This window comes from Brevundimonas sp. (assembly GCF_051860745.1).
GTDB lineage: Bacteria > Pseudomonadota > Alphaproteobacteria > Caulobacterales > Caulobacteraceae > Brevundimonas.
Genome location: NZ_JBHYDN010000019.1, coordinates 13091 through 38890, shown reverse-complemented (window position 1 = coordinate 38890; position 25800 = coordinate 13091). Strand labels below are relative to the sequence as shown.

At 68.4% G+C, this 25800-nt stretch carries 22 protein-coding genes and 1 tRNA gene; 16 read left to right on the top strand and 7 right to left on the bottom strand.

The window, feature by feature from the left end:
* The first annotated feature begins 153 nt into the window (after positions 1-153).
* Positions 154-789: a S24 family peptidase gene (locus ACTIEW_RS14730; RefSeq protein WP_439478653.1), complete on the top strand. Its 636-nt coding sequence runs from the start codon at positions 154-156 to the stop codon at positions 787-789.
* 110 nt (positions 790-899) lie between these two features.
* Here the strand turns inward: ACTIEW_RS14730 and ACTIEW_RS14725 are convergent, their stop codons facing one another.
* The 3 genes from ACTIEW_RS14725 to ACTIEW_RS14715 all read right to left on the bottom strand — a co-directional run bounded on the left by ACTIEW_RS14725 (position 900) and on the right by ACTIEW_RS14715 (position 4357).
* Positions 900-1373 (bottom strand): SH3 domain-containing protein, encoded by a 474-nt coding sequence (locus ACTIEW_RS14725; RefSeq protein ID WP_439478652.1) that lies wholly within the window; start codon positions 1371-1373, stop codon positions 900-902.
* Positions 1374-1522: 149 nt separating this feature from the next.
* Positions 1523-3196 carry a lysine--tRNA ligase gene (locus tag ACTIEW_RS14720; RefSeq protein ID WP_439478651.1) on the bottom strand — a complete coding sequence of 558 codons (1674 nt, stop codon included), beginning with the start codon at positions 3194-3196 and terminating at the stop codon, positions 1523-1525.
* Between the two features lie 66 nt (positions 3197-3262).
* Entirely contained in the window at positions 3263-4357 is a 1095-nt protein-coding gene (locus ACTIEW_RS14715) for a sensor histidine kinase (RefSeq protein WP_439478650.1), read from the bottom strand.
* Between the two features lie 151 nt (positions 4358-4508).
* Between ACTIEW_RS14715 and queA the strand changes: the two genes are divergently transcribed.
* Together queA and tgt are read left to right on the top strand one after the other, a co-directional pair.
* Positions 4509-5756, top strand: coding sequence for a tRNA preQ1(34) S-adenosylmethionine ribosyltransferase-isomerase QueA (queA, locus tag ACTIEW_RS14710; protein ID WP_439478649.1), 1248 nt, complete (start codon positions 4509-4511; stop codon positions 5754-5756).
* Positions 5753-6877 carry a tRNA guanosine(34) transglycosylase Tgt gene (gene tgt / locus ACTIEW_RS14705; RefSeq protein WP_439478655.1) on the top strand — a complete coding sequence of 375 codons (1125 nt, stop codon included), beginning with the start codon at positions 5753-5755 and terminating at the stop codon, positions 6875-6877. Before queA ends, tgt begins: the two co-directional genes overlap by 4 nt.
* Here tgt and ACTIEW_RS14700 read toward each other — a convergent pair.
* Complete coding sequence (locus ACTIEW_RS14700) at positions 6874-7434, bottom strand: hypothetical protein (RefSeq protein WP_439478648.1); 561 nt, start codon at positions 7432-7434, stop codon at positions 6874-6876. The two genes, tgt and ACTIEW_RS14700, sit on opposite strands and share 4 nt — an antisense overlap.
* A gap of 266 nt (positions 7435-7700) precedes the next feature.
* A tRNA-Lys gene (locus tag ACTIEW_RS14695) sits at positions 7701-7777 on the bottom strand.
* Positions 7778-7880: 103 nt separating this feature from the next.
* On the opposite strand from ACTIEW_RS14695, the gene ACTIEW_RS14690 reads away from it, so the two are divergent.
* The 4 genes from ACTIEW_RS14690 to ACTIEW_RS14675 all read left to right on the top strand — a co-directional run bounded on the left by ACTIEW_RS14690 (position 7881) and on the right by ACTIEW_RS14675 (position 15694).
* Positions 7881-8969, top strand: a complete 1089-nt coding sequence (locus ACTIEW_RS14690; RefSeq protein WP_439478647.1) for a CaiB/BaiF CoA transferase family protein — start codon at positions 7881-7883, stop codon at positions 8967-8969.
* 381 nt (positions 8970-9350) lie between these two features.
* On the top strand, positions 9351-9608 hold the full coding sequence (locus ACTIEW_RS14685) for a hypothetical protein (RefSeq protein WP_439478646.1): 258 nt from the start codon (positions 9351-9353) through the stop codon (positions 9606-9608).
* Between the two features lie 75 nt (positions 9609-9683).
* Complete coding sequence (locus ACTIEW_RS14680) at positions 9684-11474, top strand: autotransporter assembly complex protein TamA (RefSeq protein WP_439478645.1); 1791 nt, start codon at positions 9684-9686, stop codon at positions 11472-11474.
* Positions 11471-15694 (top strand): translocation/assembly module TamB domain-containing protein, encoded by a 4224-nt coding sequence (locus ACTIEW_RS14675; protein ID WP_439478644.1) that lies wholly within the window; start codon positions 11471-11473, stop codon positions 15692-15694. The genes ACTIEW_RS14680 and ACTIEW_RS14675 overlap by 4 nt, the downstream gene beginning before the upstream one ends.
* Before the next feature lie 6 nt (positions 15695-15700).
* Here the strand turns inward: ACTIEW_RS14675 and ACTIEW_RS14670 are convergent, their stop codons facing one another.
* Positions 15701-16228 (bottom strand): hypothetical protein, encoded by a 528-nt coding sequence (locus ACTIEW_RS14670; protein ID WP_439478643.1) that lies wholly within the window; start codon positions 16226-16228, stop codon positions 15701-15703.
* A 107-nt stretch (positions 16229-16335) separates the two neighbouring features.
* On the opposite strand from ACTIEW_RS14670, the gene ACTIEW_RS14665 reads away from it, so the two are divergent.
* Genes ACTIEW_RS14665 through ACTIEW_RS14625 form a run of 9 tightly spaced genes read left to right on the top strand, consistent with a single transcriptional unit; the run spans position 16336 to position 24832 of the window.
* A complete protein-coding gene (locus tag ACTIEW_RS14665) occupies positions 16336-17586 on the top strand; it encodes a hydrolase (protein WP_439478642.1) in 1251 nt (416 codons plus the stop codon).
* A 4-nt stretch (positions 17587-17590) separates the two neighbouring features.
* Entirely contained in the window at positions 17591-18598 is a 1008-nt protein-coding gene (locus ACTIEW_RS14660) for an arginine N-succinyltransferase (RefSeq protein WP_439478641.1), read from the top strand.
* Positions 18599-18606: 8 nt separating this feature from the next.
* Positions 18607-20025: a succinylglutamate-semialdehyde dehydrogenase gene (gene astD / locus ACTIEW_RS14655; RefSeq protein ID WP_439478640.1), complete on the top strand. Its 1419-nt coding sequence runs from the start codon at positions 18607-18609 to the stop codon at positions 20023-20025.
* Positions 20022-20567 (top strand): endonuclease domain-containing protein, encoded by a 546-nt coding sequence (locus ACTIEW_RS14650; RefSeq protein ID WP_439478639.1) that lies wholly within the window; start codon positions 20022-20024, stop codon positions 20565-20567. Before astD ends, ACTIEW_RS14650 begins: the two co-directional genes overlap by 4 nt.
* Positions 20564-21901, top strand: a complete 1338-nt coding sequence (astB, locus tag ACTIEW_RS14645; protein WP_439478638.1) for an N-succinylarginine dihydrolase — start codon at positions 20564-20566, stop codon at positions 21899-21901. Before ACTIEW_RS14650 ends, astB begins: the two co-directional genes overlap by 4 nt.
* Before the next feature lie 3 nt (positions 21902-21904).
* Positions 21905-22465 (top strand): GNAT family N-acetyltransferase, encoded by a 561-nt coding sequence (locus tag ACTIEW_RS14640; RefSeq protein ID WP_439478637.1) that lies wholly within the window; start codon positions 21905-21907, stop codon positions 22463-22465.
* Between the two features lie 29 nt (positions 22466-22494).
* Positions 22495-23109 carry a DUF998 domain-containing protein gene (locus ACTIEW_RS14635; protein ID WP_439478636.1) on the top strand — a complete coding sequence of 205 codons (615 nt, stop codon included), beginning with the start codon at positions 22495-22497 and terminating at the stop codon, positions 23107-23109.
* Positions 23106-23549, top strand: a complete 444-nt coding sequence (locus ACTIEW_RS14630; protein WP_439478635.1) for a hypothetical protein — start codon at positions 23106-23108, stop codon at positions 23547-23549. The genes ACTIEW_RS14635 and ACTIEW_RS14630 overlap by 4 nt, the downstream gene beginning before the upstream one ends.
* The gene (locus ACTIEW_RS14625) at positions 23522-24832 is read left to right on the top strand and encodes an MFS transporter (RefSeq protein WP_439478634.1); all 1311 of its coding nucleotides are present in this window, start codon (positions 23522-23524) and stop codon (positions 24830-24832) included. Before ACTIEW_RS14630 ends, ACTIEW_RS14625 begins: the two co-directional genes overlap by 28 nt.
* Here ACTIEW_RS14625 and phhA read toward each other — a convergent pair.
* Entirely contained in the window at positions 24829-25704 is an 876-nt protein-coding gene (gene phhA, locus ACTIEW_RS14620; RefSeq protein WP_439478633.1) for a phenylalanine 4-monooxygenase, read from the bottom strand. The two genes, ACTIEW_RS14625 and phhA, sit on opposite strands and share 4 nt — an antisense overlap.
* Positions 25705-25800: the final 96 nt, after the last annotated feature.

Below are 25800 nucleotides of genomic sequence, written 5' to 3'. Positions count from 1 at the left end.
CTAGCGTGGGGATCCTGCTGGTCATCGCCATCGGCACCTTCTGGGCCTGGCAAGAACGCCGCGCCGCAGGACTGGAATAAGCCGTCGGCGTTGCGCAGAGGCTTTTATTCCTAGATAATTGCCGAATCGGCCCTTTTGGCCGCGGCGAAGGTCATGCCCCTCACCCATGCCCGGCTCTGGAAGGCGATCGACGGTCTGGCCCGGCATGAAGGACTGAGCGTCTCGGCCCTGGCCAAACGGGCCGGACTGGACGCGACCAGTTTCAATCCATCCAAACGGTTCGGACCGGGCGAGCCGCCGCGGCCGCGCTGGCCCTCGACCGAAAGCCTGACGCGGATCCTGACGGCGACCGGCCTGTCGCTGGGCGAGTTCGCGTCCTTGGCCAGGGATGCGGCCGAAAGGCCCTCGACCGTGCCCATGCTGGGCATGGCCCAGGCGGGGCAGGACGGCTTTTTCGATGATGCGGGCCTGCCGGTCGGCGATGGCTGGGAGCAGACCGACCTGCCCCGCCCCCGGGACAGCCTGCTGAGCCTGCGCATCGTCGGCGACTCCATGACGCCCCTGTATCGCGAAGGCGACCGGGTCATCGTCGATCGCGAGGCGACGCAGGTGCGCAAGGGTGACCGGGTGGTCGTGCGGACCACGGGCGGCGAGACCCTGGCCAAGGAGATAACGGCGCTGACGGCGCGAGCGGTGACCCTCGCCTCGGTCAATCCGGCCTATGCGCCGAGGATGGTGGCCCGCAAGGACATCGTCTGGATGAGCCGTATCCTTTGGGTCAGCCAGTAAAATCAAGCTCGCGCTGAAGCAGCGAGCAGCCGCGTTGCGAACGATAGCGCCAAAAAAAAGAGACCGCCCCCGAAGGGGCGGTCTGTTCATTTCGGAATCGTCAGGCGCGCCTAGTTGGCGGTGACGTAGCGGGCGTTGACCCAGCCGCCGCCGGCGATCTGGACCCATTCGCCCTGCGAGCCGATGGCGCTGAACGACTGACCGGCGCGCAAGCTGCCGGCCTGACGATAGTTGGTGCCGGGTCCCGAACGGATGCGCAGGTTGGACGTGGCGCGATAGGCCCCGCCCGAGTCGGCGCTGGTTACCCGGGCGCGTTGCTGGTTGCAGCCGATGTAGGAACCGGCGGCGGCGCCGGCGCCCGCGCCCACCACGGCGCCGAGGGTGCGTTCATTGTCCGACACCTGGCTGCCGGCCAGGGCGCCGAGGACGCCGCCGATCATGGCGCCGGCGCGTTGACGGCCGCCAGGGGCGTCGCAGTTGGTGACGCCGTTGGCCTGCTGGGCCATCGATGCGGTCGGGACCGCCATAACCAGGGCGGCCAGGGCGGCGGCGGTGGCCAGGGTGGTGTTCATGATCTTCGACATGGCTCTCTCCATTCATCGAGGTTGGTCGATGTCAGGGAGAATGCGCAGCGGCGGATGAAGGCTCCCGGTGCGGCGCCGTTATGTTCGGTTCATCTTTGTCGGGGCGCTATCGCTCGCCGCGCGGCGGCTCGCTGCTTGAGCGCGGGGGCCTACGAAGACGCCAGCCTTCCGTTCGCGCCGGCCTCGATCAGCTGGATCGTCTGCGGCAGGCCGTAGATCGCCGCGAACGAGCCGAAACGCGGGCCCTGGGATGCGCCCAGCAGCACCTCGTACAGCGCCCCGAACCAGGCGCGCAGCGGTTCGAATGCGTGGTCCTTGCCCACCGCATAGACCTCGGTCTGGATCAGTTCGCCGTCGGTCGTACCGGCCGGCAGCGCCTTCAGCCGCGCCGCGAGGTCGAGCAGCGCCGCTTTCTCCTTGTCGTCCGGCGCCCGGTACGACTTCGTCGGCTTCACGAAGTCCTCGTAGTAATTCAGCGCATGCCCCATCAACCGGTCGAGCAGCGGCTCGCTGGCGGGGGTCGCGTCCGGCAGATATTTCGCGAAATAGGCCCACAGCTGGTCCGTATTCGACGCATTGGCCACGGCGACGAGGTTCAGCAGCAGGGCGAACGAGACTGGCGAGGTGTGCTCGGGCGGCGATCCGGCGTGGATCGACCAGACGGCGTTGTCGATCCGCTTGGCCGGTTCCTGGGTCTTGTAGGCCTCGATGGCTGCCAGCCAGTCGTCAATCGCCCGGGGAATTACGTTGAAATGCAGGCTCTTGGCCGATTTCGGCGACTGGAACATGTACCAGCTCAGCGACTCCGGCGTGCCGTAGCGCAGCCATTCGTCCATGGTCAGGCCGTTGCCCCTGGACTTGGAGATCTTCTTGCCCTCGACGTCGAGGAAGAGCTCGTAGTTGAAGCCCTCGGGGGGCGTGCCGCCGAGCGCCCGGCAGACCCTGGAGCTTTCGCGGACGCTCTCGATCAGGTCCTTGCCGGACATCTCATAGTCGACGTCCAGCGCCGTCCAGCGCATGGCCCAGTCGGGCTTCCACTGCAGCTTCACATGGCCCCCCGTGACGGGAACCTCGGTGCGGCCGCCGGCGGGGTCGTCGAAGACGATGGTTCCCTGCTCCACGTTTCGCTCAAGCGTTGGGACCTGCAGCACGTGGCCGGTGACGGGGCTGACCGGCAGGAAGGGCGAATAGGTCGCGCGCCGCTCCTCGCCCAGCGTCGGCAGCATGATCGCCTGCACGGCGTCGAACCGCTCCAGCAAGGTCAGCAGCGTCGCGTCGAACCGGCCGGATTTGTACTGCTCGGTCGAGGACAGGAATTCGTAGTCGAAGCCGAAGCCGTCGAGGAAGGCGCGCAGCCGGGCGTTGTTGTGCGCCCCGAAGCTGTCGTGGGTCCCGAACGGATCGCGCACCACGGTCAGCGGCTTGTGCAGGTCCTCGGTGAGCATCTCCGGGTTGGGGATACCTTCCGGAACCTTGCGCAGCCCGTCCATGTCGTCACTGAACGCGATCAGCCGCGTCGACCAGTGGTCGCCGGTCAGCGCCCGGAAGGCGTTGCGCACCATGGTCGTGCGCGCCACCTCGCCGAAGGTGCCCATGTGCGGCAGGCCCGAGGGGCCATAGCCGGTCTCGAAGACGACGGGCGCCAGCAGGGCCTCGAACGTCGCCAGCGCCTCGTCCGCCTTGCCGGCGTCGATCAGCAGTTTCGCCGCGTTCCGCTCGGCGTCGCTCAGCCGCTTCTTCAACACATGCGCCAGCAGGTTGCGGGCCTGTTCGAACGGCCAGGATCTGGCTTCGCGCGCGAGGGTTTCGAGGTTCTGCAGCATGAAGCGGGGTTTGCAGGGTCAGACGCGTGGGGTCAACGTCCCGCTTCGTCGCCAGCGGAAGCCTTGTCAGAGTCGCGGGAAGGTCAGCCTGAACCGCGCGCCCCCGTCCTTGTTCTTCTGCTCACAGTTCAACGTGCCGCCCATTTGCGCCGTCAGGCTGACGATCACCTTCATCCCGAGGCCTGTGCTGGCGGCCGGGTCAAACGTTTCCGGCAGCGGCGGGCCGTCATTGGAGACGCAGAGGTCATGGACGCCGTTGACAAGGCGATACTCCACACCGATCTCGCCCTCGCCATATTTGGCCGCGTTGGTGATCAGCTCGTTGGCGACCAGCCCGAGCGATTGCACCATCCCCGAAGGCAGGAGCGACTCCGCGCCCTCGACGGTGATCTCGCGGTCCAGGGTGTCCGACAGATCGGCGCTCAGCCGCCTCAGGAAGGCGAGGACTTCAATCTCCAGGCCCGCCTCGGCGTAGAAATTTCGATGTATCCGGGCCACGGTCGCGACCCGGTTGGCGGCGATCCGCAACTGCTCCGGGGCATCCCTCACGCCCGGGACCCGGCTTTGCAAGACCAGCAGGGAGGAGACGAACTGCAGGCTGTTGGCGACGCGATGGTCGATCTCGCGCGACATCAGTTCGGCGTGCGAGGCCGCCTGCCGCGACGCTCGCCGGAGTTCCATCTGATCCATGACCACCGAGGCCAGGTCGGTCAGATCGCTGACGGCATCCTCGTCGGGTTCGCGAGGCTCGAAATCGATCACGCACAGCGTCCCGAGATTGAAGCCGTCATGGGTGATCAGCGGAGCGGCGGCATAGAAGCGCAATCCGAACTCGCCCGCGACCAGCGGATTGGCCAGTGACCGGGGATCCAGCTTCGCGTCGGTCAGGACATAGGTCTCGGCTGACAGAATTGCGGACGCGCACAGACCTGGCGCCCGATCGATCTCGGAAACATTGAGGCCGTGGTGCGACTTGAACCAGATGCGGTCGTTGTCAACGATGCTGATGATCGCAATCGGCGTCTTGAACCTGCGCGCCGCAATGGTGGCCAGGCGATCAAACGACCCGTCCGGCGGCGTATCGAGAATGTCGTAGCGCCTGACTGCGTCAAGGCGGAGAGCCTCGCGGCCTTCACCGGCGCCATCAATCGGGTCAGACATCAGAAACGAACTCACATCAGCGCGAAAATCACCTATCGCCCACCGCGTCGATCCGCAAATTGCGAGTCACAACCGCCGGCTTCATGAACGGGGTCGAACGTGGGGGGTTCCCGAGGCTTGACTGATCGCCTCGTGTGCGTGACGCCAACCCATGCGCACCGCCGATTTCGACTTCGACCTGCCCGACGACCATATCGCCCTGCGCCCCGCCGAGCCACGCGACTCCGCGCGCCTGCTGGTGGTGCGGGACGGCGGGCTCGAGGATCGGATCATCCACGACCTGCCGGACATCCTGCGCCCCGGCGACGCCCTGGTGTTCAACGACACCCGGGTGATCCCGGCGCGGCTGTCGGGGGTGCGCGAGCGGATCGGATCGGAGGGCGGGACCCTGACCGTCGCCGTCGAGGCCACCCTGCATCACCGCGACGCCCCCGACGTCTGGTCGGCCTTCATGAAGCCGGGCAAGCGGATCAGGGCGGGCGACCGGGTCGCCTTTTCTGCTCCCTTCCCCCTCGAGGGGGGAAGGGTCGGGGATGGGGGTGGAGACAGGCTGGTTCAGGATGTGGCGCGTGAGGCGCCGTCCGTGGACAGGTTGAGCCCATCAGCGCCTCACGATCCACATCGAGCCACCACCCCCACCCCAACCCCTCCCCCCTCGAGGGGGAGGGGCTCGATGTGCCTGCTCGGACGCCTTGACGCGACCGTGGTCGACAAGGGCGATGACGGCCTGGTCACCCTGCGCTTCGATCTCGCCGGGCCGATGCTGGATGAGGCCATCCGCGACGTCGGGGTCATGCCCCTGCCCCCCTATATCGCCGCCAAGCGTGCCGAGGACGACCGCGATCGGTCGGATTACCAGACCATGTTCGCCCACTGGGACGGGTCGGTCGCCGCGCCGACGGCGGGGCTGCATTTCACCCCGGCGCTGATCGAGGCGATCCGGGCGAAGGGCGTCTCGACCCACGCCGTGACCCTGCACGTGGGGGCCGGCACCTTCCTGCCGGTCAAGGCCGACGATACGGCGGACCACAGGATGCACAGCGAATGGGGCGAGGTTTCCCCCGGGACCGCCGCCGCCCTCAACGCCGTCCGCGCCGCCGGCGGCCGCATCGTCTGCGTCGGCACCACCTCCCTGCGCCTGCTGGAAAGCGCCACGACGCCCGAGGGCGTGGTCCGGCCCTTCCACGGCGACACGGCCATCTTCATCACGCCCGGCTACCGCTTCCGCGCCGCCGATGTGCTGATGACCAATTTCCACCTGCCGAAATCGACCCTGTTCATGCTGGTCAGCGCCTTCGCCGGGCTGGAGACCATGAAATCGGCCTACGCCCATGCGGTGAAGGACGGCTATCGCTTCTATTCCTACGGGGATGGCAGCCTGCTATTCCGCGCCGCCTGATGCCCTTCCCGTTCGAGATCACCGCCACCGAAAGCCGCGCCCGCACCGGCGTGCTGAGGACGCCGCGCGGAGACATCCGCACACCCGCCTTCATGCCCGTCGGCACCGCCGCCACGGTCAAGGCCATGACGGTGGATCAGGTCGCCCAGACCGGCGCCGACATCATCCTGGGCAATACCTACCACCTGATGCTGCGTCCGGGCCCCGAGCGGATGGAGCGGCTGGGCGGGCTGCACAAGTTCATGGGCTGGACCAAACCGATCCTCACGGACAGCGGCGGCTTCCAGGTGATGTCGCTGGCCGGCATTTCCAAGGTGAAGGAGGAGGCCGTCACCTTCGCCAGCCACATCGACGGCTCCAAACACGTCCTGACCCCCGAACGCTCGATCGAGATCCAGGCCGACCGCATCGGAGCCGACATCTCCATGCAGCTGGACCAGTGCGTCAGCTGGCCCGCCGAAGAGCCCGCCGCCCGCGCCGCCATGGCGCTATCGGCCCGCTGGGGCGCCCGCTCGAAGGCCGCCTTCGGCGTGCGCGAGACCCAGGCCCTGTTCGGCATCCAGCAGGGTTCGACCTTCGAGGGCCTGCGCCGCGAATCCTCCGACCGGCTGATCGAGACCGGCTTCGACGGCTACGCCATCGGCGGCCTGGCCGTCGGCGAGGGCCATCAGGCCATGTGCGAGGTGCTGGACTACGCTCCTGACATGCTGCCCGCCGACCGGCCTCGCTACCTGATGGGCGTCGGCAAGCCGGTCGATCTGGTCGAGGCGGTGTGGCGCGGCGTCGATATGTTCGACTGTGTCCTGCCCACCCGCGCGGGACGCCACGGACAGGCCTGGACCTGGGCGGGACCGATCAATCTGAAGAACGCCCGTTTCGCCGAGGATCAGGATCCGCTGGAGCCCGACGTCCCCTGCCCGGCCTCGCAGAACTATTCGAAGGCCTATCTGCATCACCTCGTGCGCGCCGATGAAATCCTCGGCAAGGTGCTGTTGAGCTGGCACAACATCGCCTTCTTCCAGACCCTGACGGCGGCAATGCGCGAGGCGATCACGGCGGGTCGATTCGAGGTCTTCCGCCGCGATTTTCACGCCCGGCACACATCCAACAACCAGAGCTAGCGCTGGTTGCGGCCCCGCGGCCTGAACCAGCCCGGCGCGGCCGGCGGAGCGCAATTGCGCTGCATTCCCGTGCCTTTCAGGAAGGCCCGGCGCATACGACCGGCCTGGATGGCGGACTGGACATGGCGGCTGTGCTGTTCAGCCCCTGACAGGCGGCGAATCCAGCTTCGGCCCGGGATGAAGTCGGTCACGGCGTCGCGGATGGCGTCCAGCGCCGCCGCCGAGGCCGCGTCCGCCGCTCGCTCGCTGAGGAAGGAGCCGTCCGGCGCCGGCGGTTCGTCCGTGTCGGGCCCCAGGGCCTCGTTCAGCCGGGCGATTTCGGCCCCGATGGTGGCGCACTGATTCAGGTTGCGCAGATCATAGGGATTGGCCTCGGCCTGCAGGAGTACCGTGGGGATGTACTGACGGCGCAGGTTGAGGTCGTCGAGCGGCGCGGTCGCCGCGGCTCCGAGACCGGCGCCGAACTGGCGCGCCCCGTCCATCGCCGAACGCCCGGAGTTGCAGGCCGCCAACGGCGAAACCAGAACGACGACGAGAGCGAGGGAAAGAACGCGCATGCGCCTTTCAACCACGCTCCGCCCGTCACTGAAAGCACCGCCGCGGCGGCAGCTGAAGCTTCACCACATTTCGATTGGCCGACACGCAGTTGCAGGTAGTATCTGCATCATGTTTCAGCTGTTGAGAACCTGGATGGCGCAGCTGCGCTGCAAACATCACTACCGCTACAGTCGCAGCAAGCCGGGCACTCTTGTTTGCAAACACTGTCGAAAGCGGCAGCCCAAGCCCAGAGGCTGAGATCAGCGTCCCGACAATCGACTGGAATTGGTACGCCCTCTCGGGCTCGAACCGAGGACCCTCTGATTAAAAGTCAGATGCTCTAACCAACTGAGCTAAGGGCGCATACCACGCCGGTCGCGATTGCGGCCCGGCGACGCGCCTTCTGTTGCAAACCGTCGTCGGGGTCAAGGGCTGGCTCGACGCGCGGACGGGCTGGGGCTAGGCAGTGACCATGAAACCGCTGTCCGGCCTGCGCATCCTCGAGTTCGACGGTCTGGGGCCGGTGACGTTCGCAGGCATGGTGCTGGCCGACCTGGGGGCGGACGTCCTGCGCCTGAGCCGAAGCGCCGATGCAGGGGCGCCGGCGTTCAGCGAGGTCGGCGGAGCCGTGCTGCACCGCGGACGCACGGCGGTCGGCGTCAATCTGAAGGAGCCCGGCGATCTCGCGGGGGTGCTGGAGCTGATCGGCGCGACGGACGCCCTGATCGAGGGCTTTCGGCCCGGCGTCATGGAGCGTCTGGGCCTGGGACCGGATGTCTGCGCCGGACGCAATGCGAGGCTCGTATATGGCCGGATCACCGGCTGGGGCCAGACCGGCCCGATGGCGCGAGAGGTGGGCCACGACATCAACTATATCGCCCTCAGCGGGGCGCTCCACGCCATGGGAGAGCCTGACCGCCCGCCGCGGCCGCCGCTGAACCTGGTCGGCGACTATGGCGGCGGCGCGATGATGCTGGTCACGGGCGTGCTCGCCGCCCTGCTGGAGGTCAAGGCCACCGGCAGGGGCCGGGTGGTGGACGCCGCCATGACCGACGGCTCGGCCCTGCTGATGAGCCTGTTCCATGCCCTCGGCGCGCGCGGTCTGTGGAGCGAGTCGCGCGGGGCCAATCTGCTGGATGGAGGGGCGCCCTTCTATCGTTGTTACGCCTGCAGGGATGGGCGGTTCGTCGCCGTCGGCGCGTTGGAGCCGCAGTTCTACGCTGCCCTGATCGCCGGGCTGGAGCTGGAACCGGAAACGGCGGCGCAGTTCGACCTCGCCGGCTGGCCGGCGCTGCACGCGCGACTGGAGACCGTCTTCGCCACCCGGGACCGGGATGACTGGGCGGCGCATTTCGATGAGACGGACGCCTGCGTCACGCCCGTGCTGACCATGGCCGAAGCGGCACGACATCCGCACAATGCGGCGCGAGGGACCTTTGTCGAACGAGGCGTCGTCCAGGCGGCGCCCGCGCCCCGATTCGACGGAACGCCCGCGGAACCTGTGGCCGAGGCGGCGGCGACGTCGCTGGACGAAGCCCGAAGCCGCTGGGGCTGAGGGTCAGGCGATCGCGGCTTCTGTCGCACGGCAACGACCAGGTAGCTCATGTACAGGAGGCAGCCGATGGCGATCAGCAGTTGGCGGCGCAGCACAACACGAGATACGCCCGGTCCGGCTGCCAATCCGGCTCGCGCCGAAGCCGGTTGAAGACCGCCGGTCCAGAGCCTGGGTGGCCAAAACCGCTGCGAACCAGATCGGGGGCCAGATTGAGGGAACGATGAACCAGGCCGTGACAGTCATCGCGCCCCTCCGGACACCGCCTTACGTCAAATTCTGAAGGTATTGGTTGCGGGGCGTGGTGACCCCGTGCGCGTTCGGGGTTATGGAACAGGCCAGCCGGCCACGCGTTGGAAGGCCGTTCCGGGGGAGACGCTGCTCATGAAACGCCTGATCGCCATTCTGGCCCTGTCGACCGCCTTCGGCGTCGCCGCCTGCGACGACCCGAACGCAAATGAGTCGGAGATCGCGGAGGCGCCCATGGATGCGCCGGTCGCCCCCGCTGCTGATGACGGCGGCGTGCCGGTCGCGGCCCCCAGCGCTGTCGATGCGCCGCCCGTTGATTCGACCACCCTGCCCTCCGCGAAGCGGTCGTCCGAGGAATCGGTCAAGCCCGAAAGCGAAACCCTCTTCTATTGATCCCTGTCGCCGCCCCGTCGGCGCCACAGCGGGATGCGGCGGCGTCGATGTCCGCACCCTGACGAAGGTCCCAGTTTGACGCCAAGGCCCGCCCTGTTTCTCATCGGCACGGCGGGCGCCCTGTTGCTGGCCTCGGCCGCAGCCGCGGATCCGCGCGCCCAAATTCGTGGGGAGATGGATGCAGAGCTGCGCGCACGACTGGTCCGCGCGGTCGGCGAGGTTGATGACGTCCCCTCCAACCGGTTCGAGGCCCGGCGCCGTGCACGAGGCGCGCTGGAGGCGGCCGAGGCGCTGTTGCGGTCCGAAGGCTACTATCAGCCCGTCCTCGAAGACGTCGTCGAGGGCGAAGAGACGCCGATCGCCATCGTCAACGTCACCCCGGGCCGCCGCTTTGAACTGGCCGAGGTCCAGGTGCTCTGGGCCGACCCGGCGCCCGACGAGGCGACCGAAACGACTGTCCGTGGCGAAATCGGCCTGACTTCGGGTCAGCCTGGCCGCGCGGGCGATATCATTTCCGCCGAGGGCCGGCTCGTCGCCGGTCTGACGCGCCGGGGCTACGCCGACGCGGCCGCCCAGCCGCGCCGGGTCGTGGTCGATCACGCCGCCTTCACGGTCCAGCCCAGCTTCCGCATCGCCGCGGGGCCGCTGGTGCGGCTGGACGGCGTCCGGCTTGAAACACGTGGGCCGACCAATCCCGATTGGGTCACCGGCCTGGCGCCCTGGTCCGAAGGCGAGGTCTATGACCCTGAGGACGTCGCCGAGCTGGAGCGCCGGCTGCTTGAGACAGGCGTCTATGACGGCGTCGGAGTGGCCTTGGCGCCGACCGACCAGACCAACGCCGACGGCAACCGCCCGATCATCGTCACCCTGACCGACCGTCCGCGCCGCATCCTTGAGGCCGGAGCGACCTTCTCGACCGCCGAAGGGTCGGGCGTCGACGCGATCTGGACCTGGCACAACCAGTTCGGCCGCGCCGACACCCTGGTCTGGCAGGCGCGCCTCGCCGATGTCGACAGCCGGCTCGGGGTCAATCTGAGCCTGCCGCACTGGCGGCGTCCCGGTGAGACCCTGAGGCTGTCGGCCGCGGTGTTGAACGAGGACACCGACGCCTATCGCCGCACCGCCGCGGCCCTGGCCGCCGATCTGCAGCAACGGCTCGGCAAGACCTCCTGGGTCAGCTACGGCGTCGGACTGGACGCCGGCAAGTACGACGAGAACCGCTTCGACCCGGTCACCCGGCTCCCCGTCAACTTCAATCGCAACCTGTTGATCCTGACCGGCCGCGCCAGCGCCGTTCTGGACCGGTCGAACGATCCGCTTGACCCGACGACGGGCTGGCGCCTCTCGGCCTGGGCCCAGCCGACAGCCGTGGCGGGCGAGGATGCGGTGCTGTTCCTGCGCACCGAAGCCCAGGCGACCGCCTATCTGCCGCTTCAGGACGGAGCGAAGACGGTGCTGGCGGGGCGTGTGCGGCTCGGTTCGATCTTCGGCGCGGAGGAGCTGACCGTGCCGTCCGACCGCCTGTTCTATGCCGGCGGCGGCGGCTCGGTGCGCGGGTTCGAATATCAGGGCGTCGGGCCGCGTCTGCCCGACAACACCCCGCGCGGCGGCCTCAGCCTGTTTGAGACCTCCATCGAAATCCGGCGCGACGTCTGGCGCAATTTCCAGGCGGTCGCCTTTATCGATGCGGGCGCCATCGGCTTTCAGGAGACACCGAATTTCAACAACCTGCGCTACGGGGTCGGGATCGGGGTGCGCTACAAGCTGCCGTTCGGTCCGATCCGGGCCGACATAGCCGTTCCCCTGGACCGCCGCGACGGCGACGCGGACTTCCAGATCTATGTCAGTATCGGACAGGCGTTTTGACCGACGCCCCTCCCTCGGACGACGCGCCTGACACGCCCGCTGAAACGGCGAAGAAGAAGCGCACGCGGCTGCAGGCCCTGGCCTTCTTCGGAGGCATGGCCGCGGCCGTTCTCGCGGCGTTGCTGATCGTCGTCGCCGTGGGCGGCCGGATGTATCTGCTGTCAGACTCCGGTCGAGGGCTGGTGACCAGCTTTGTCGCCGGCAAGAAGCTCGGCCGCTATGGCCGGATCAATGTGGAGGGCGTGCGCGGCGACCTGTTCGATGACTTCACCATCGACCGCGTCACCGTCACTGACGCCAAGGGCGTTTGGCTGGAGGCCCGCAAGGTTCGGGTCGACTGGGACTGGTGGCAGCTGATCGGTCGCCGCTTCCACGCAACGGAAGTCGAGGCCGAGGTCATCCGCCTCATCCGCCGTCCGGAAGTCGAACCCATGACCGAGCCCCCCGGACCGCAGCCGCTGTCGGTGAACATCGACCGGTTCGCCGCCGACGTCGAACTACTGGAGGGCTTCAGCCAGGAGTACGGGCGGTGGCGATTGTCCGGTGAGGCCGACGTACCCCGCAAGGGCCTCAAGAAGGCGATCGTCAACGCGGTCAGCAACAGCCGCCCGGGCGACTATCTGCGGCTCAATGCGACGATCGGCGAAGGCCTGTCTGACCTGAGGCTGAATCTGCGGGCGAACGAGGCCCGGGGCGGACCCCTGGCCGGGGCCCTGGGCTATTCCCCGGACCAGCCCTTCTTCGCCACCGCCGTGGTCAACGGAGAGATCATCGACGCGGTCGTGCGCACCGGCGATTTCGTACCCTTGGTGATCAAGGGACGCTACGGCGAAACGCGGACGCGAATCTCGGGCTTCGGGGACTTCTCCGGATCGGACCTGCTGGCGCCGTTCGCCGAGCGGATCGGGCGCACGGTCCGGTTCGGCTTCGCTACCTCGACCGACAGCGACGACGACGGCCGGATCGGGGTCGCCTGGCGGCTGATAGCCGACAATCTCGACTCGCGCGCCAGCGGCGAGATCCGGATCGAGGACCAGAGCAGTCCCGATGGCATCACGCTCGACGTCTCGACCCGGTCGTTGACACGGCTGGTCGGTCAGGATGCCGGGGGGCCGGCGGCCTACCGCGGGGTGTTCCGCGGCGACGCCTCGGTCTGGAGGCTGGACGGCTCTGTCGATCTGATCGACGCCCACGTCTCCAGCTATCGGGCGCAGCGCATTCGCGGACCGTTGGACGTCCAGATGCGGCTGGGCCGGATCGACGTGGACGGCGACCTCCGCGCCGCGGGCGGATCCAGCGCGGGCATCGTCGGCGGGCTGCTGGGCGCCGCGCCGCGCGTATCGTTCGAGGCGGCGCGCCAGGCGGACGGAGCCATACTGATGGAGCGGATCGACCTGACCGGCCAGGCCCTGACGGTCACCGGCTCGGGCGGGCGCAACCTGGTCGGCGCCCTCGGCTTCCGTGGCCAGGCCGAGATCACAGACGCCTCGCGGGTTCGTCCGGGGGCGCGCGGGCGGTTCGGCGGCCCGATCTCGGCGTCGACGACCCGAACCGGCGCCCCGTGGCGGCTGACCTTCGACGGGCGCGGGCGCGGGCTGACAATCGGAATGGAGGAGCTGGACCGCCTGCTCGGCGGGACGCCGCGGTTGCAACTGACGGGCGCGCTGGACGATGGGCGGATCGCCGTCGAACGGGCGCACCTGACCGGGGCCGAGGGATCGGCCGCCGCGCGGGGGGTGATTGAGGGCGACGGGCGGCTGCGTCTGGCGCTGAATTGGGACGCCCAGGGCCCCTTCGGGGTGGGCCCCGTGGCCATCGACGGGGCCATGACCGGCCAGGGCGCACTGACCGGGACCCTCGCGGAGCCGCGCGCCGACCTGACCGCGGCCTTCGGCAAGGTCAGCGCCGGCGCCCTGGCCCTCACCGACGCGGAGATGATCCTCAGCTTCCGGCGCGGCGCCGACGCCTCGGACGGACGGATCGCCCTGACCGCCGGTTCGAACTACGGACCGGCGCGGGCCAGCGGAAACTTCTTCCTCGGCGGTGATCGACTGCGACTGACCCAGGTGGACCTCAACGCCGGCGGGGTCGCAGCCCAGGGGGCGATCGCCCTGTCGAACAATGTCCCGTCGAGCGCCGACCTGACTTTCACCGCCCGCCCCGGCGCCTTCCTGGCCTCCGGCACGGCCGACGGCCGTATCCGTCTGACCGAGGGCGCGGGCGCCGAGACGGCGATCCTCGATGTCACGGGACGCAATGTCCGGTTCGCCGGATCGACCTGGGTCATCCGCACCCTGGATCTCAAGGGCCGCGGCACGCTCGAGCGCCTGCCCTTCACCCTGAAGGCTGACGTGGGCGGGGCGACGCCCGTGTCGTTCGACGGGACCGGAGTCTATTCGCGCACCGGCCCAGCCCAGACGGTCGTCCTTGAGGGTGGCGGCCGGGTGCGTGAGATCGCCTTCACCACCCGCAACCCCGCCGTCATCGCCCTGTCGGGCGACGGGCGCGTCGCGCGGGTCGATCTGGGCATAGGCGGCGGCGTGTTGCTGGGCGAACTGCGTCAGGATTCCCGCGCCGCCATCATCGAGGCCAACCTGACCAGCGTCGATCTCGGTTCACTGATCCAGGACATGCGCGGCCGGGTGACCGGCAGGTTGTCGCTGCGGGGCGCCGGCGACGACCTCTCGGGTTCGGCCAATATCACCCTGGACGACATGCGCAGCATCGACGCGCCGCGGGGGATCGCCGTCGACGGCACGTTGAACGCCCTGCTGGTCAACAACACCCTGCGCATCCAGGCAAACGCCGCCGACGGGGACGCAGTCCGGGCCGTGGCCGATCTCACCCTGCCGGTCGAGGCCTCCGCCGCTCCGCTGCGGCTGGCCATTGTCCGGACCCGGGACATGTCGGGCGAAATATCGATCCAGGGTCAGATCCAGCCGATCTGGGACCTGCTGGCCGGCGGCGAGCGCTCGCTCTCGGGTCAGATCAACGCCCGCGCCACCATCGCCGGGTCCATGGCGGAGCCGCGTCTCAACGGACGGCTGGATCTGCAACAAGGCAGCTTCCGCGACAGCGCCACGGGCGTTCGCCTCGACAACGTCACCCTCGCCAGCCGCTTTGACGACACGACCGGGCTGGTGGAGACCTTCAGCGCCATCGACGGCACGGGCGGTTCGGTCAGCGGCAACGGGCGGATCGGCCTGAAAGAGGGCTCCGGGTCCAGCTTCCAGCTGCTGCTCAACCACTTCCGCATCATCGACAACGACATCGCCGAAGCCAAGGCGTCCGGTCTCCTGACCGTGACCCGGGGCGCGGAGGGCAACATCACCCTGAGGGGCGAGATGGACATCGACGAGGCGCGTATCGAGGCCAATCCGCCCGGATCGACGGGAATCGTCCGCATGGACGTCATCGAGATCAACCGACCCGGCGGCGATGTCCCCGAGGAGGACCAGAACCGCCAGCGCGGCCTGCAGTTCGGTCTCGACATCGCCCTGCGCTCGCCCGGCGGCGATGTCCGGGTGATAGGGCGCGGGCTGAATGTCGAGATGAACGTCAACGCCCGGGTGACCGGCACCATCGCCCGGCCGACGCTGAGCGGCACGGCGCAGGTGGTGCGCGGAGACTATGATTTCGCCGGCAAGCGGTTCGTCTTCGACGAGCGCGGCACGGTGACCCTGTCGACCAATCCCGAACAGATCCGGCTGAATCTGACCGCGACGCGCGACGATCCGGCCCTGACCGCCACCATCCGCGTCACCGGCACCGCGGCAAGGCCCGAGATCGCCCTGACCTCGACCCCGGCCCTGCCGCAGGACGAGATCCTGTCCCAGGTGCTGTTCGGGCGCTCGGCGTCACAGCTGTCAGGCTTTGAGGCCGCCCAGCTGGCCGCAGGCGTGGCGGCGCTGGCCGGCGGCGGAGGCTTCGATGTGATCGGGAACCTGAGAGAGCTGGCAGGACTGGACCGGCTGTCGTTCGGCGGAGAAGCTTCGGGCCTGACGGTCGCCGGCGGCCGCTACATCACAGACGACGTCTATCTGGAGATCATCGGCGGCGGCGAGAACGGCGCGGCGGTCAATGTGGAATGGCAGGTGCGCCGGAACCTGACGGTCAGTTCGAAATTCGGCGGACAGGGCGAAGCCAGCCTGTCGATCCGCTGGCGCCGTCAGTCACGCCAGCCGGGCGTCGGTCGCGAGGACCGACGCCCGAACCGTTGATCCGCCCTACTGGGCGGCCGCCATACGCAGTTTGTCGAGCGCACGCGCGCCGCGGATGCCGGCGATGTGCAGGACCAGCTGGACGGCCATGACGGCGAGTCCGCCCCAGGTCAGCCAAACGGGACTGGCGAAGGCTCCCGCAGTTTCCGGCTGTGCGACATCGAAGGCCTCCATCAGCCCGGTGATCAGACCGAAAGCAACCAAGATAGCGAAGATGATCGGGATCACGATGTTGGGTTTGAACCACTGGACCAGGCCGATGATCAACTGGATGACGACCAGCCCAATCGACAGGCCCAGTAGGCCCTGCGCCATCATGCCGGCCATGCCTGCCGCTTCCGGGGCTTGAGCGGTGGCTTCTGCGATTGCAGCGTCGACCAGCGCCTGCCCGGCGGTCATCAGATAAAAAATCCCGACGATCCCCCACAAGACGCCGAGGAAAATGGCGACAGCGCTGGCTCTCGTCGCGCCGATCGCTTCGGCTTCGGTAGTAATCGGCGCGGTCGGATTCGACGCCTTGATCCAGTCAGTCATGAGTAGTCCCTCCCATTTAGATGGAGGGAACCTAGCCCGCTCGCGCACGAGGCGAAACCCATGCCTCACCTTCACCTTTCCGGCCCGGACCGCTAGGGTTCGCGCGTATGCGGATTCTGCCCCCCGACCAGATCGTGCTCGACCATGTCGCGGCGCGCGAGACCGCCATCGTCGGGCGCGCGGTCGACTGGGCGAACGTCAGTTCGGGCAGCCGAAACGCGAGCGGGCTGGCGCATGTTCTGGCGCTGCTTGAAGCCGAAGCGCGGCGCCTGCCGGCCGAGGTGGTGCGCATCCCGACGGGTGCCTCAACGACCGTAGCGGACGACGGCGCGGTGCGGAGCGAGGCCCATGCCGACGCGCTGAAGATCACCGCCCGCCCCGACGCCCCGATCCAGGTCGTGCTCACCGGCCACTATGACACCGTCTTCCCGGCCGAAAGCCCGTTCCAGACCGTCTCCACAGGCGGCGACGGCGCCCTGAACGGACCCGGGATCGCCGACATGAAGGGCGGGATTTCGGTACTGCTGGCGGCTCTCGAGGCGTTCGAAATCCATCCCGACCGCGAACGCGTCGGCTGGACCGTTCTGCTGTCGCCCGACGAGGAGATCGGCTCCCCTGCGTCCGCGCCCCTGCTGGCTGAACTCGGCGCGCGGGGCCATGTCGGCATGACCTATGAGCCCGCTCTGGCGGACGGAACCCTGGCCGGAGCGCGCAAGGGCAGCGGCAACTACCATCTGATCGTCACCGGCAAGGCCGCTCATGCCGGCCGCGCCTTCCATGAGGGCGCCAATGCGATCGCCGGGGCGGCCATGATCGCCGCCCGCCTGCACGCCCTGAACGGCCAGCGCGAGGGCGTGACGGTCAATGTGGCGAGGATCAGCGGCGGCGGCGCGCTGAACGTGGTCGCCGACAACGCCGTGGTGCGGTTCAACGTCCGCGTCCCTGACGCACAGGCCTCGGCCTGGGTCGCCGCGACGGTGCGCGCGATCGCCGCCGAGCCGCCCTTCCCCGGCCTGACACTCGACCTGCATGGCGGCATGACCCGCGCCCCCAAGCCGATGGACGCCAGCCAGACCGCCCTGTTCGAGGCCGTCCGCGAGACCGGCGCCCTGCTGGGCCAGCCGATCGCCTGGAAGCCGTCGGGCGGGGTTTGCGAAGGCAACAACCTGCACGCCGCCGGCCTGCCCAATATCGACACCCTCGGCGTGCTGGGCGGCGACATCCATTCGGATCAGGAGTTCGCCTGGCCCGCCAGCTTCGTCGAACGGGCGCAGCTCTCGGCCCTGATCCTGTGCAAGATCGCCTCGGGCGAGATCGATGCGCTGAAACTCAAAGCCCTGCGTCTGGAGACGATGTAACCCCATGCTCGTCGTCCGACCCGCCGGCCCCGCCGATCTCGACTTCCTGCTGGAGCTGGCCATCCTGTCCGGTCCCGGCTTCACCAGCCTGCCCGAGGACCCGGACCAGCTGGCCGAGCGGCTCGATCTGAGCCGCGACAGTTTCGCCGGCAAGCTGGAGCCGCAGCACCGCTGGTACACATTGATGCTGGAGGAGACCGAGACCGGCGATGTCGACGGCATCGGCTCGGTCAAGGCAGCAGTCGGGCTGAACCGGCCGTTCTTCTCCTTCCGGGTGGTGACCAATACCCAGCAGTCGCCCTCGCTGGGCATCAAGCTGGAACAGAAGACCCTTGTGCTGGTCAATGAATGCACCGGCTGGACCGAGGTCGGCTCGCTGTTCCTGAAGGCCGACCGGCGCAAGGGCGGGGCCGGGCGACTGCTCAGCCAGTCGCGCTACATGCTGATCGGGGCCGAACCGGACCTCTTCGCCGACACCGTTCTGGCCGAGCTGCGCGGGGTCTTCACCCCCGACGGCGCCTGTCCGTTCTGGGACCATGTGGCGCACAAATTCTTCCCCATGGATTTCGACGAGGCCGACCGGATGACCGGCTCGACCGACAAACAGTTCATCCTCGACCTGGCCCCGCGCCACCCGATCTACATCGACCTGCTGCCCGAGCCCGCACGGGCGGTGATCGGCAAGGTCCATCCGCAGGGCGTGCCGGCCATGGCCCTGCTGGAGAGCGAGGGCTTCCGGCCCAATGGCCTGGTCGACATCTTCGACGCCGGCCCGACGGTGGCCTGCGACCGCGACAATATCCGCACGGTGCGCGATGCGCGGAGCCTTACCGTCGCCGTGGCCAATGAGGTTGAAGCAGAACTGCCCGCCCTGATCTCGACGAACAGCGCCGCCAGCTTCCGGTCGGTCCGTCAGCGGGCGGCCATCGAGGGCGATACGGTCACCCTGACGACCGAGACCGCCGATGCGCTGAGGGTGCGCGCGGGCGATACGGTGCGGGTGAAAACTTGAGCGACAGCATGACCCATTTCAAATCCATCGACCCCGCCACCGGCGAAACCGTCTGGGAAGGCGCCGCCGCCCCGGCCGCCGGGGTTCAGGCCGCCGCCGACCGCGCCCGCGCCGCCTTCCCCGACTGGGCCGACCGGCCGCGGCAGGACCGGATCGACGCGGTGAAGCGCTATCAGGCCGTGCTCAAGGCGCGCGCCCCGCAGCTGGCCGAGGCGATCTCCAAAGAGACCGGCAAGGCCCTGTGGGAAACCACGGCCGAACTCGGCGCCATGGCCGGCAAGGTCGACATCTCGATTCGCGCCTATGACGAACGCACCGGCGAGCGCACTGCCGAGACCGGCTTCGGCCGCGCCACCCTGCGCCACCGCCCGCACGGCGTCGCGGCGGTGCTCGGCCCGTTCAACTTCCCCGGCCATCTGCCCAACGGCCACATCATTCCCGCCTTGCTGGCGGGCGATACCGTCGTGTTCAAGCCGTCGGAAGAAGCGCCCCTGACCGGCCAGCTGATGGCCGAGGCTTTCGCCGAGGCCGATCTTCCCGGCGGGGTGGTCAATGTCGTCCAGGGTGGGCGCGAAACCGGGGCGGCCCTGCTCAACAGCGGCATCGACGCCCTGATGTTCACCGGCTCGGGCGCGGCCGGGGCCCATTTCCGGCGCAAATTCGCCGACGATCCGCATGTCATTCTCGCCCTCGAGCTGGGCGGCAACAATCCGCTGGTCGTCTGGGACGCGGCCGACGCGCAAGCTGTCGCGGGGATCGTGGTCCAGTCGGCCTTCGTCACCACCGGGCAGCGCTGCTCCTGCGCGCGCCGGCTGATCGTGCCGGAGGGTCCGCGGGGAGACGCCATCGTCGAAGCGGTCGACGCCATGGTCGACCGGCTGATCCTCGCCCCGTGGAATTCGACGCCCGAACCCTACGCCGGACCGCTGATCTCGGTGAAGGCGGCGGAGGCCGCGCTCAAGGCCCTTCAGGACCGGATCGACATGGGCGCCCGGGTGATCCGCGCCTCCGGTCCCGTCGGCAACCTGCCCGGGGCCTTCGTCAAGCCGGCCATCATAGACGTCACCGGCGTGGACGTGCCCGACGAGGAGATGTTCGCCCCCTTCCTGTCGGTCACCCGCGTCGGCTCGTTCGGCGCCGCGATCGCCGCGGCCAACGCCACCCGTTACGGCCTGTCCGCCGGTCTGGTGAGCGACGACCCGGCCAACTGGGACCATTTCATCCGCCGCATCCGCGCCGGGGTGGTCAATTTCAACCGCCCGACGACGGGCGCCGCCGGCGACATGCCCTTCGGCGGCCTCGGCGCCAGCGGCAACCACCGGCCCAGCGCCTACTATGCGGCGGACTACTGCGCCTATCCGGTGGCCAGTTTCGAGGCCGGGGCGGTGAAGAATATTGAGAGTGAGATCAAGGGGCTGCGGGGATGATCGACATTGATCGTTTCGCCAAACCGCAGCGCATCAAGCCGGGCGGTCGGGAGCGGGCCAAGCGTCTGCGCGCCGAACCGACCTGGACCGAGGCGAAACTCTGGGAACGACTTCGGCTTCTGCCGATCCGGATCCGCCGTCAGGCTCCGATCGGTCCCTATGTCGTCGACTTCGCCTGTCTCCGAGCCCGACTGGTGATCGAAGTGGATGGCGGTGTTCATGACCTGCCTGAGGTGGCGCTTCGCGATCTCAAGCGAGACAAGTGGTTGGCGGACGAAGGATTCCGGGTGCTGCGCATCGATAGCCGTCGCATACCGTCCGAGCTGGATGCGGTGATGATCGAGATCGCCCTGGCGATCCGCCAAACCACTCCCCTTCCCCTCGAGGGGGAAGGGGTCGGGGGATGGGGTGAGGGCACACTGTCCGGAACCCGAGGCTCCGAGACGCCGAACGGGACCGGTCAGCGCCCACTGCGGTCCGACGACAACCAGCCTGCCTCCACCCCCTCCCAACCCTCCCCCCTCGAGGGGGAGGGCTCATGAATTTCGCCGTCGAAGCCAACGCCGACGGTCTGATCGGCCCGACCCATTCCTATGCGGGGCTGTCGCCGGGCAATCTGGCGTCCAGTCTGAACAAGGGCGAGGCGTCGAACCCGCGCGCAGCGGTGCTGCAAGGGCTCGACAAGATGAAGCGGCTCGCCGACCTCGGTCTGCCGCAGTACGTGCTCCCGCCGCACGAGCGGCCGAACATCCCCTTCCTGCGCAGCCTCGGCTTCACCGGCTCTGACGCCCGGGTCCTCGAACAGGCCTGGAAGGATGCGCCATCCTTCGCCGCCGCCGCCTGTTCGGCCTCGCCCATGTGGGCCGCCAACGCCGCCACGGTGACGCCGAGCGCCGACAGCGCCGACGGCCGGGTGCATTTCACTCCCGCCAATCTCGTGACCAACCTGCATCGATCGCTGGAGCACGAACAGACGAAACGGGCCCTGGACGCGCTGTTCCCCGATCCGATCCGGTTCACCGTCCATGACGCCCTGCCTTCGGTGGCCCATCTCGCGGACGAGGGCGCCGCTAACCATGTCCGTCTGTGCGCCGATCACGGGGAGCCCGGCGTCAATCTGCTGGTCTGGGGCCGCGAGGCTTTCGAGCCCTGGGCCGACGCCTTCCCCGCCCGCCAGACCCGCGAAGCCTCAGACGCCGTCGCCCGTCGCCACGGCGCCTCGGGCGTGGTGCTGGCCCGCCAGTCAAGGGCGGCCATCGCCGGCGGGACCTTCCACAACGACGTGGTCTGCGTGGGCGCTCTGGAGACCCTGTTCTTCCACGACCTCGCCTTCGAGGACACGACAGGGACCAAGGCCGCCATCCGCGCCGCTGCCGGAGACCGGTTCGAGCCGATCTTTGTCGAGGTCTCGACCACCGACCTCCCCCTCGCCGACGCCATTTCCAGCTATCTGTTCAACTCCATGCTGGTGTCGCTGCCGGGCGAGGATCGCCTGACCCTGATCTGCCCGACCGAGACCCGCGACAACCCGCGCAGTCTCGCCGTCGCCCAGAACCTCATCGCGTCGAACGGCCCCATCGGTCGGGTCGAATACGTCGATGTGCGCCAGTCGATGCGCAACGGCGGCGGCCCCGCCTGCCTGCGCCTGCGGGTGGTGCTGACCGAGGCCGAACAGGCAGCGACCAACCCCGCCATGCGACTGACCGATGCGCTCCACGCCCGCCTGTCGGCCTGGGGCGGCAAACACTACCGCGACCGTCTGACCCCTGCCGACCTCGTCGATCCGGCCGTGCTGGACGAGAGCCGCGCCGCCCTCGATGAACTGACCGGCCTGCTCGGCCTCGGCGGCGGCTTCTATCCGTTCCAGCGGGGCTGAGCCGTGGCGGGCCTCACCCACAGGATCGCGACAAAGGCCGACATCCCGGCGCTGGTCGCGCTGATGGACCGGTCGATCACCGGCCCGCTGGCCGCCTTCCTGACCCCCGACCAGATCGCCGCCAGCCGCAAGCTGATGGGGATCGACAGCCAACTGGTCGCCGACGGGACCTATCTGATCGTCGAGGCCGACGGCGCTATGGCCGGCTGCGGCGGTTGGAGCGGGCGGATCACCGAATACGGCGGCGACCACACGCCGGGGCGGGTCCCCGCGCTGCTGGCGCCCGGCGTCGACGCCGCCCGCATCCGCGCCATGTATACGGCGCCCGAGTTCGTCCGCCGGGGCGTCGGCCGGCTGATCCTCGGCCTGTGCGAAGCGGCCGCCCGGGCCGCCGGCTACGACCGCGCCGAACTGGTCGCCACCATGGGCGGCGAGCCTCTGTATCTGGCCGCCGGCTATCGCGAGATCGAACGGTTTGAGGACGATCGCGGCGGCGCGCCCGTGCCGCTGGTCCGGATGGGCAAACGGTTGGACGGGATTGGTCCTCCGGGCGAACCCGGCTAGCGTCGGTCGTCGGCGACGGGGGAAGCAGCGTGATCAGACACATCGCCTTCGGATGCGCGGTCCTCAGCTTGCTGGTGCTGGCCGCCGCCACGATCGCGGGCGGCATGGCCTATCCCGGCTATGACCATCTGACCCAGTACATCAGCGAGCTCGGCGCGACCGGGGCGCCGACGAGCCAGGGTGTCAGCACAGCCTTCATGGTTTCCGGAGGTCTGCTCACGGCCTTCTGGCTCCTGTGCGCGAGCCAGTTTCCCCGCAGCGTCCTCTCCATCCTCGGCTTCGGCCTGAGCGCCCTGAACGGCGTCGGCCTCGTGCTCGGCGGCGTGTTCCGCTGCGACTTCGAGTGCTCCACCGCCGACCTCAGCCCGGCGGCGGTTCTGCACGATGTGTTCGGTGGCGTCGGCTATCTGTGCGGCATCGCCGGCGTCTTCCTTGTCGGCATCGCCTCGCGAGGCTGGCCTCAGGGTCGGGGTCTGTTCGGATTGAGCCTGATTTGCGGAATCCCGGCGGCGCTGGCCATCTGGCTGATCCATCCGGCCTTCGAGTGGTATGGCGCGGCCCAGCGGGTGGTCGAGATCGCACTCGCCGTCTGGACCGTGGCCGTGGCGCTGCGGGTTCGAACATCAACCCGGGGAACAGCATGAAACCGGCCCGAAACTCCGCCCTGGTCCTCGGCGGCCTGCTGAGCGTCGCCGCGTCCCTGCTGCATATAGGCTGCATCATCGGCGGACCCGACTGGTACCGCTTCTTCGGCGCCGGCGAGGCAATGGCGACCATGGCCGAGCAGGGCTCGATGATCCCGACCCTGCTGACGCTGGGGATCGCCGCCATCCTCGCGATCTGGGCGGCCTACGCCTTTTCCGGGGCAGGCCTCCTGCCCCGGCTGCCGCTGTTGAGGTCCGGACTGGTCGTGATCAGCGCCATCTATCTGTTGCGCGGTCTGGCCTTGATCCCGGCCCTGATCATCAACGGAGGCGAGGTCATGCCCTTCGTGTTGTGGAGCTCACTGATCGTCCTCGTCTATGGCGTCGCCTATGCGATCGGAACCTGGACCGCATGGCCCAATCTGAAACCCCGCCGATGAGCGCCGCCATGACTCCTGCCCGCCGCCTGCGCAACATCATCGGCGGTTCGGCCGGCAATCTGGTCGAGTGGTTCGACTGGTTCGCCTATGCCGCCTTCACCGTCTATTTCGCGCCGGTCTTCTTCCCCAAGGGCGACAGCACCGCCCAGCTGCTGAGCGCGGCGGCGGTGTTTGCGGTCGGCTTCCTGATGCGGCCCGTCGGGGCCTGGGTCATGGGAGTCTATTCCGACCGCAAGGGGCGCAAGGCGGGCCTGACCCTGTCGGTGACCCTGATGTGCACCGGCAGTCTGATCATCGCCTGTACGCCCGGCCATGCGAGCATCGGCCTGGCCGCCCCGGCCCTGCTGCTGTTCGCCCGGATGCTGCAAGGGCTCAGCGTCGGCGGGGAGTACGGCTCTTCGGCCACCTATCTGTCGGAGATGGCCACGGCGAAGCACCGCGGCTTCTGGTCCAGCTTCCAGTACGTCACCCTGATCTCGGGCCAGCTGCTGGCCCTGCTTCTGTTGATCGTGCTGCAGAAGACCATGGCCGAGACCGATCTGGCGGCCTGGGGCTGGCGCATCCCGTTCTTCGTCGGCGCAGCGCTGGCGGTGGTCGTCTTCTGGCTGCGCAGGCGGCTGGACGAGACGACGGCGTTCATCGCCTCCGACGCCAGCGAGGCGCCAAAATCCAGCGCCCTGCTGCTGATCCTGAAACATCCGAAAGAGGCGCTGATGGTCCTCGGCCTGACCGCCGGCGGGACCGTCGCCTTCTACACCTACACCACCTACCTGCAGAAATTCCTGGTCAACACGAGCGGCTTCTCCAAGGCGACGGCCACCGAGGTCAGTGCGGCGGCCCTGTTCGTCTTCATGCTGCTGCAGCCCGCCGTGGGGGCGCTGTCGGACCGGGTCGGACGGCGGCCGGTGATGATCGCTTTCGGCGTCATGGGGGTGCTGTTCACCGTGCCGATCATGACAGCCCTGTCCGGGGTCGAGAGCCCGTACATCGCCTTCCTGCTGGCCATGTCCGCCCTGATCATCGTCAGCGGCTACACCTCGATCAACGCGGTAGTGAAGGCCGAGCTGTTCCCCGCGCATATCCGCGCGCTGGGCGTCGCCCTGCCCTACGCGATCGCCAACGCCCTGTTCGGCGGCACGGCGGAATACGCCGCCCTGTGGTTCAAGGGCGAAGGCATGGAGAGCGCCTATTTCTGGTACGTCACCGGCCTGATCGGCGTCTCGCTACTGACCTACATCCGGATGAGAGATACGGGGCGCAATAGTCTGATTACGCACGACTAGGCGGCGAACCGCCCGCCTCGTGCCGCATAGGCCTGGGTGCCGCGGGTGAAGACGGTGTCGGTCGGCAGGATGGCTTCGATGGCGATGTCGGCCGCGCCCTTCAGACGACCGTAGATCGGGCCGAAATCCTGCAGGGTCTCGCGCTTGAGCTGTTCGATGGAGTCGATGACGAAATAGACCTGCTGAAAGTCATCGATCCGGTACAGGGTCCTCATCACCCGCTCGAGGTCGAAACCGAGGCGGTTGGGGGACGTATCCTCCAGCGAGAAGACGCTCTCGGTCGCCGAGGAGACGATGCCGGCGCCGTAGATGCGAAGGCCGTCCGCATCCTGCATCAGGCCGAACTCGACGGTGTACCAGTACAGCCGGGCCAGATTCTGCAACACGCCCAGCGAGGCGGCGCGCTGCCCGCCCTTGCCATAGGCCTCCATATAGTCGGCGAAATCGGGGTCCGAGAGCATCGGCACGTGGCCGAAGACATCGTGGAAGATGTCCGGCTCCTGCAGATAGTCCAGCTGGTCCGGCTTGCGGATGAATTGGCCCGAGGGGAAGCGGCGGTTGGCCAGATGGTCGAAGAAGACGTCATCGGGCACCAGGCCGGGCACGCAGACCACGGTCCAGCCGGTCAGGGCCTGAAGCTTGGGATTCATCACCGCAAAATCAGGAATGCCGCCGGTATTCAGGTCCAGCGCCGTCAGCCCCTTGAGGAACACGTCGGCCGCGCGGCCGGGCAGGATCTTCATCTGCCGGGCGTAGAGGGTGTCCCAGGTCTCATGCTCGGTCTCGCTGTAGGAGGCCCAGTCCTGCGGGATGGTCCAGTCGGCGGCGGCGCCTTCCGGCGGCGCATCGAACACATGCTCGAAGTCGGACATGGACCTGCTCCTGCGACCTGCGGGCTCTGAAAGGCCCTTGCCGGCAATCTAGGCCCCTCGCGCGGCGCGCGCCAGCGCCGGTCAAATATCCTGGCG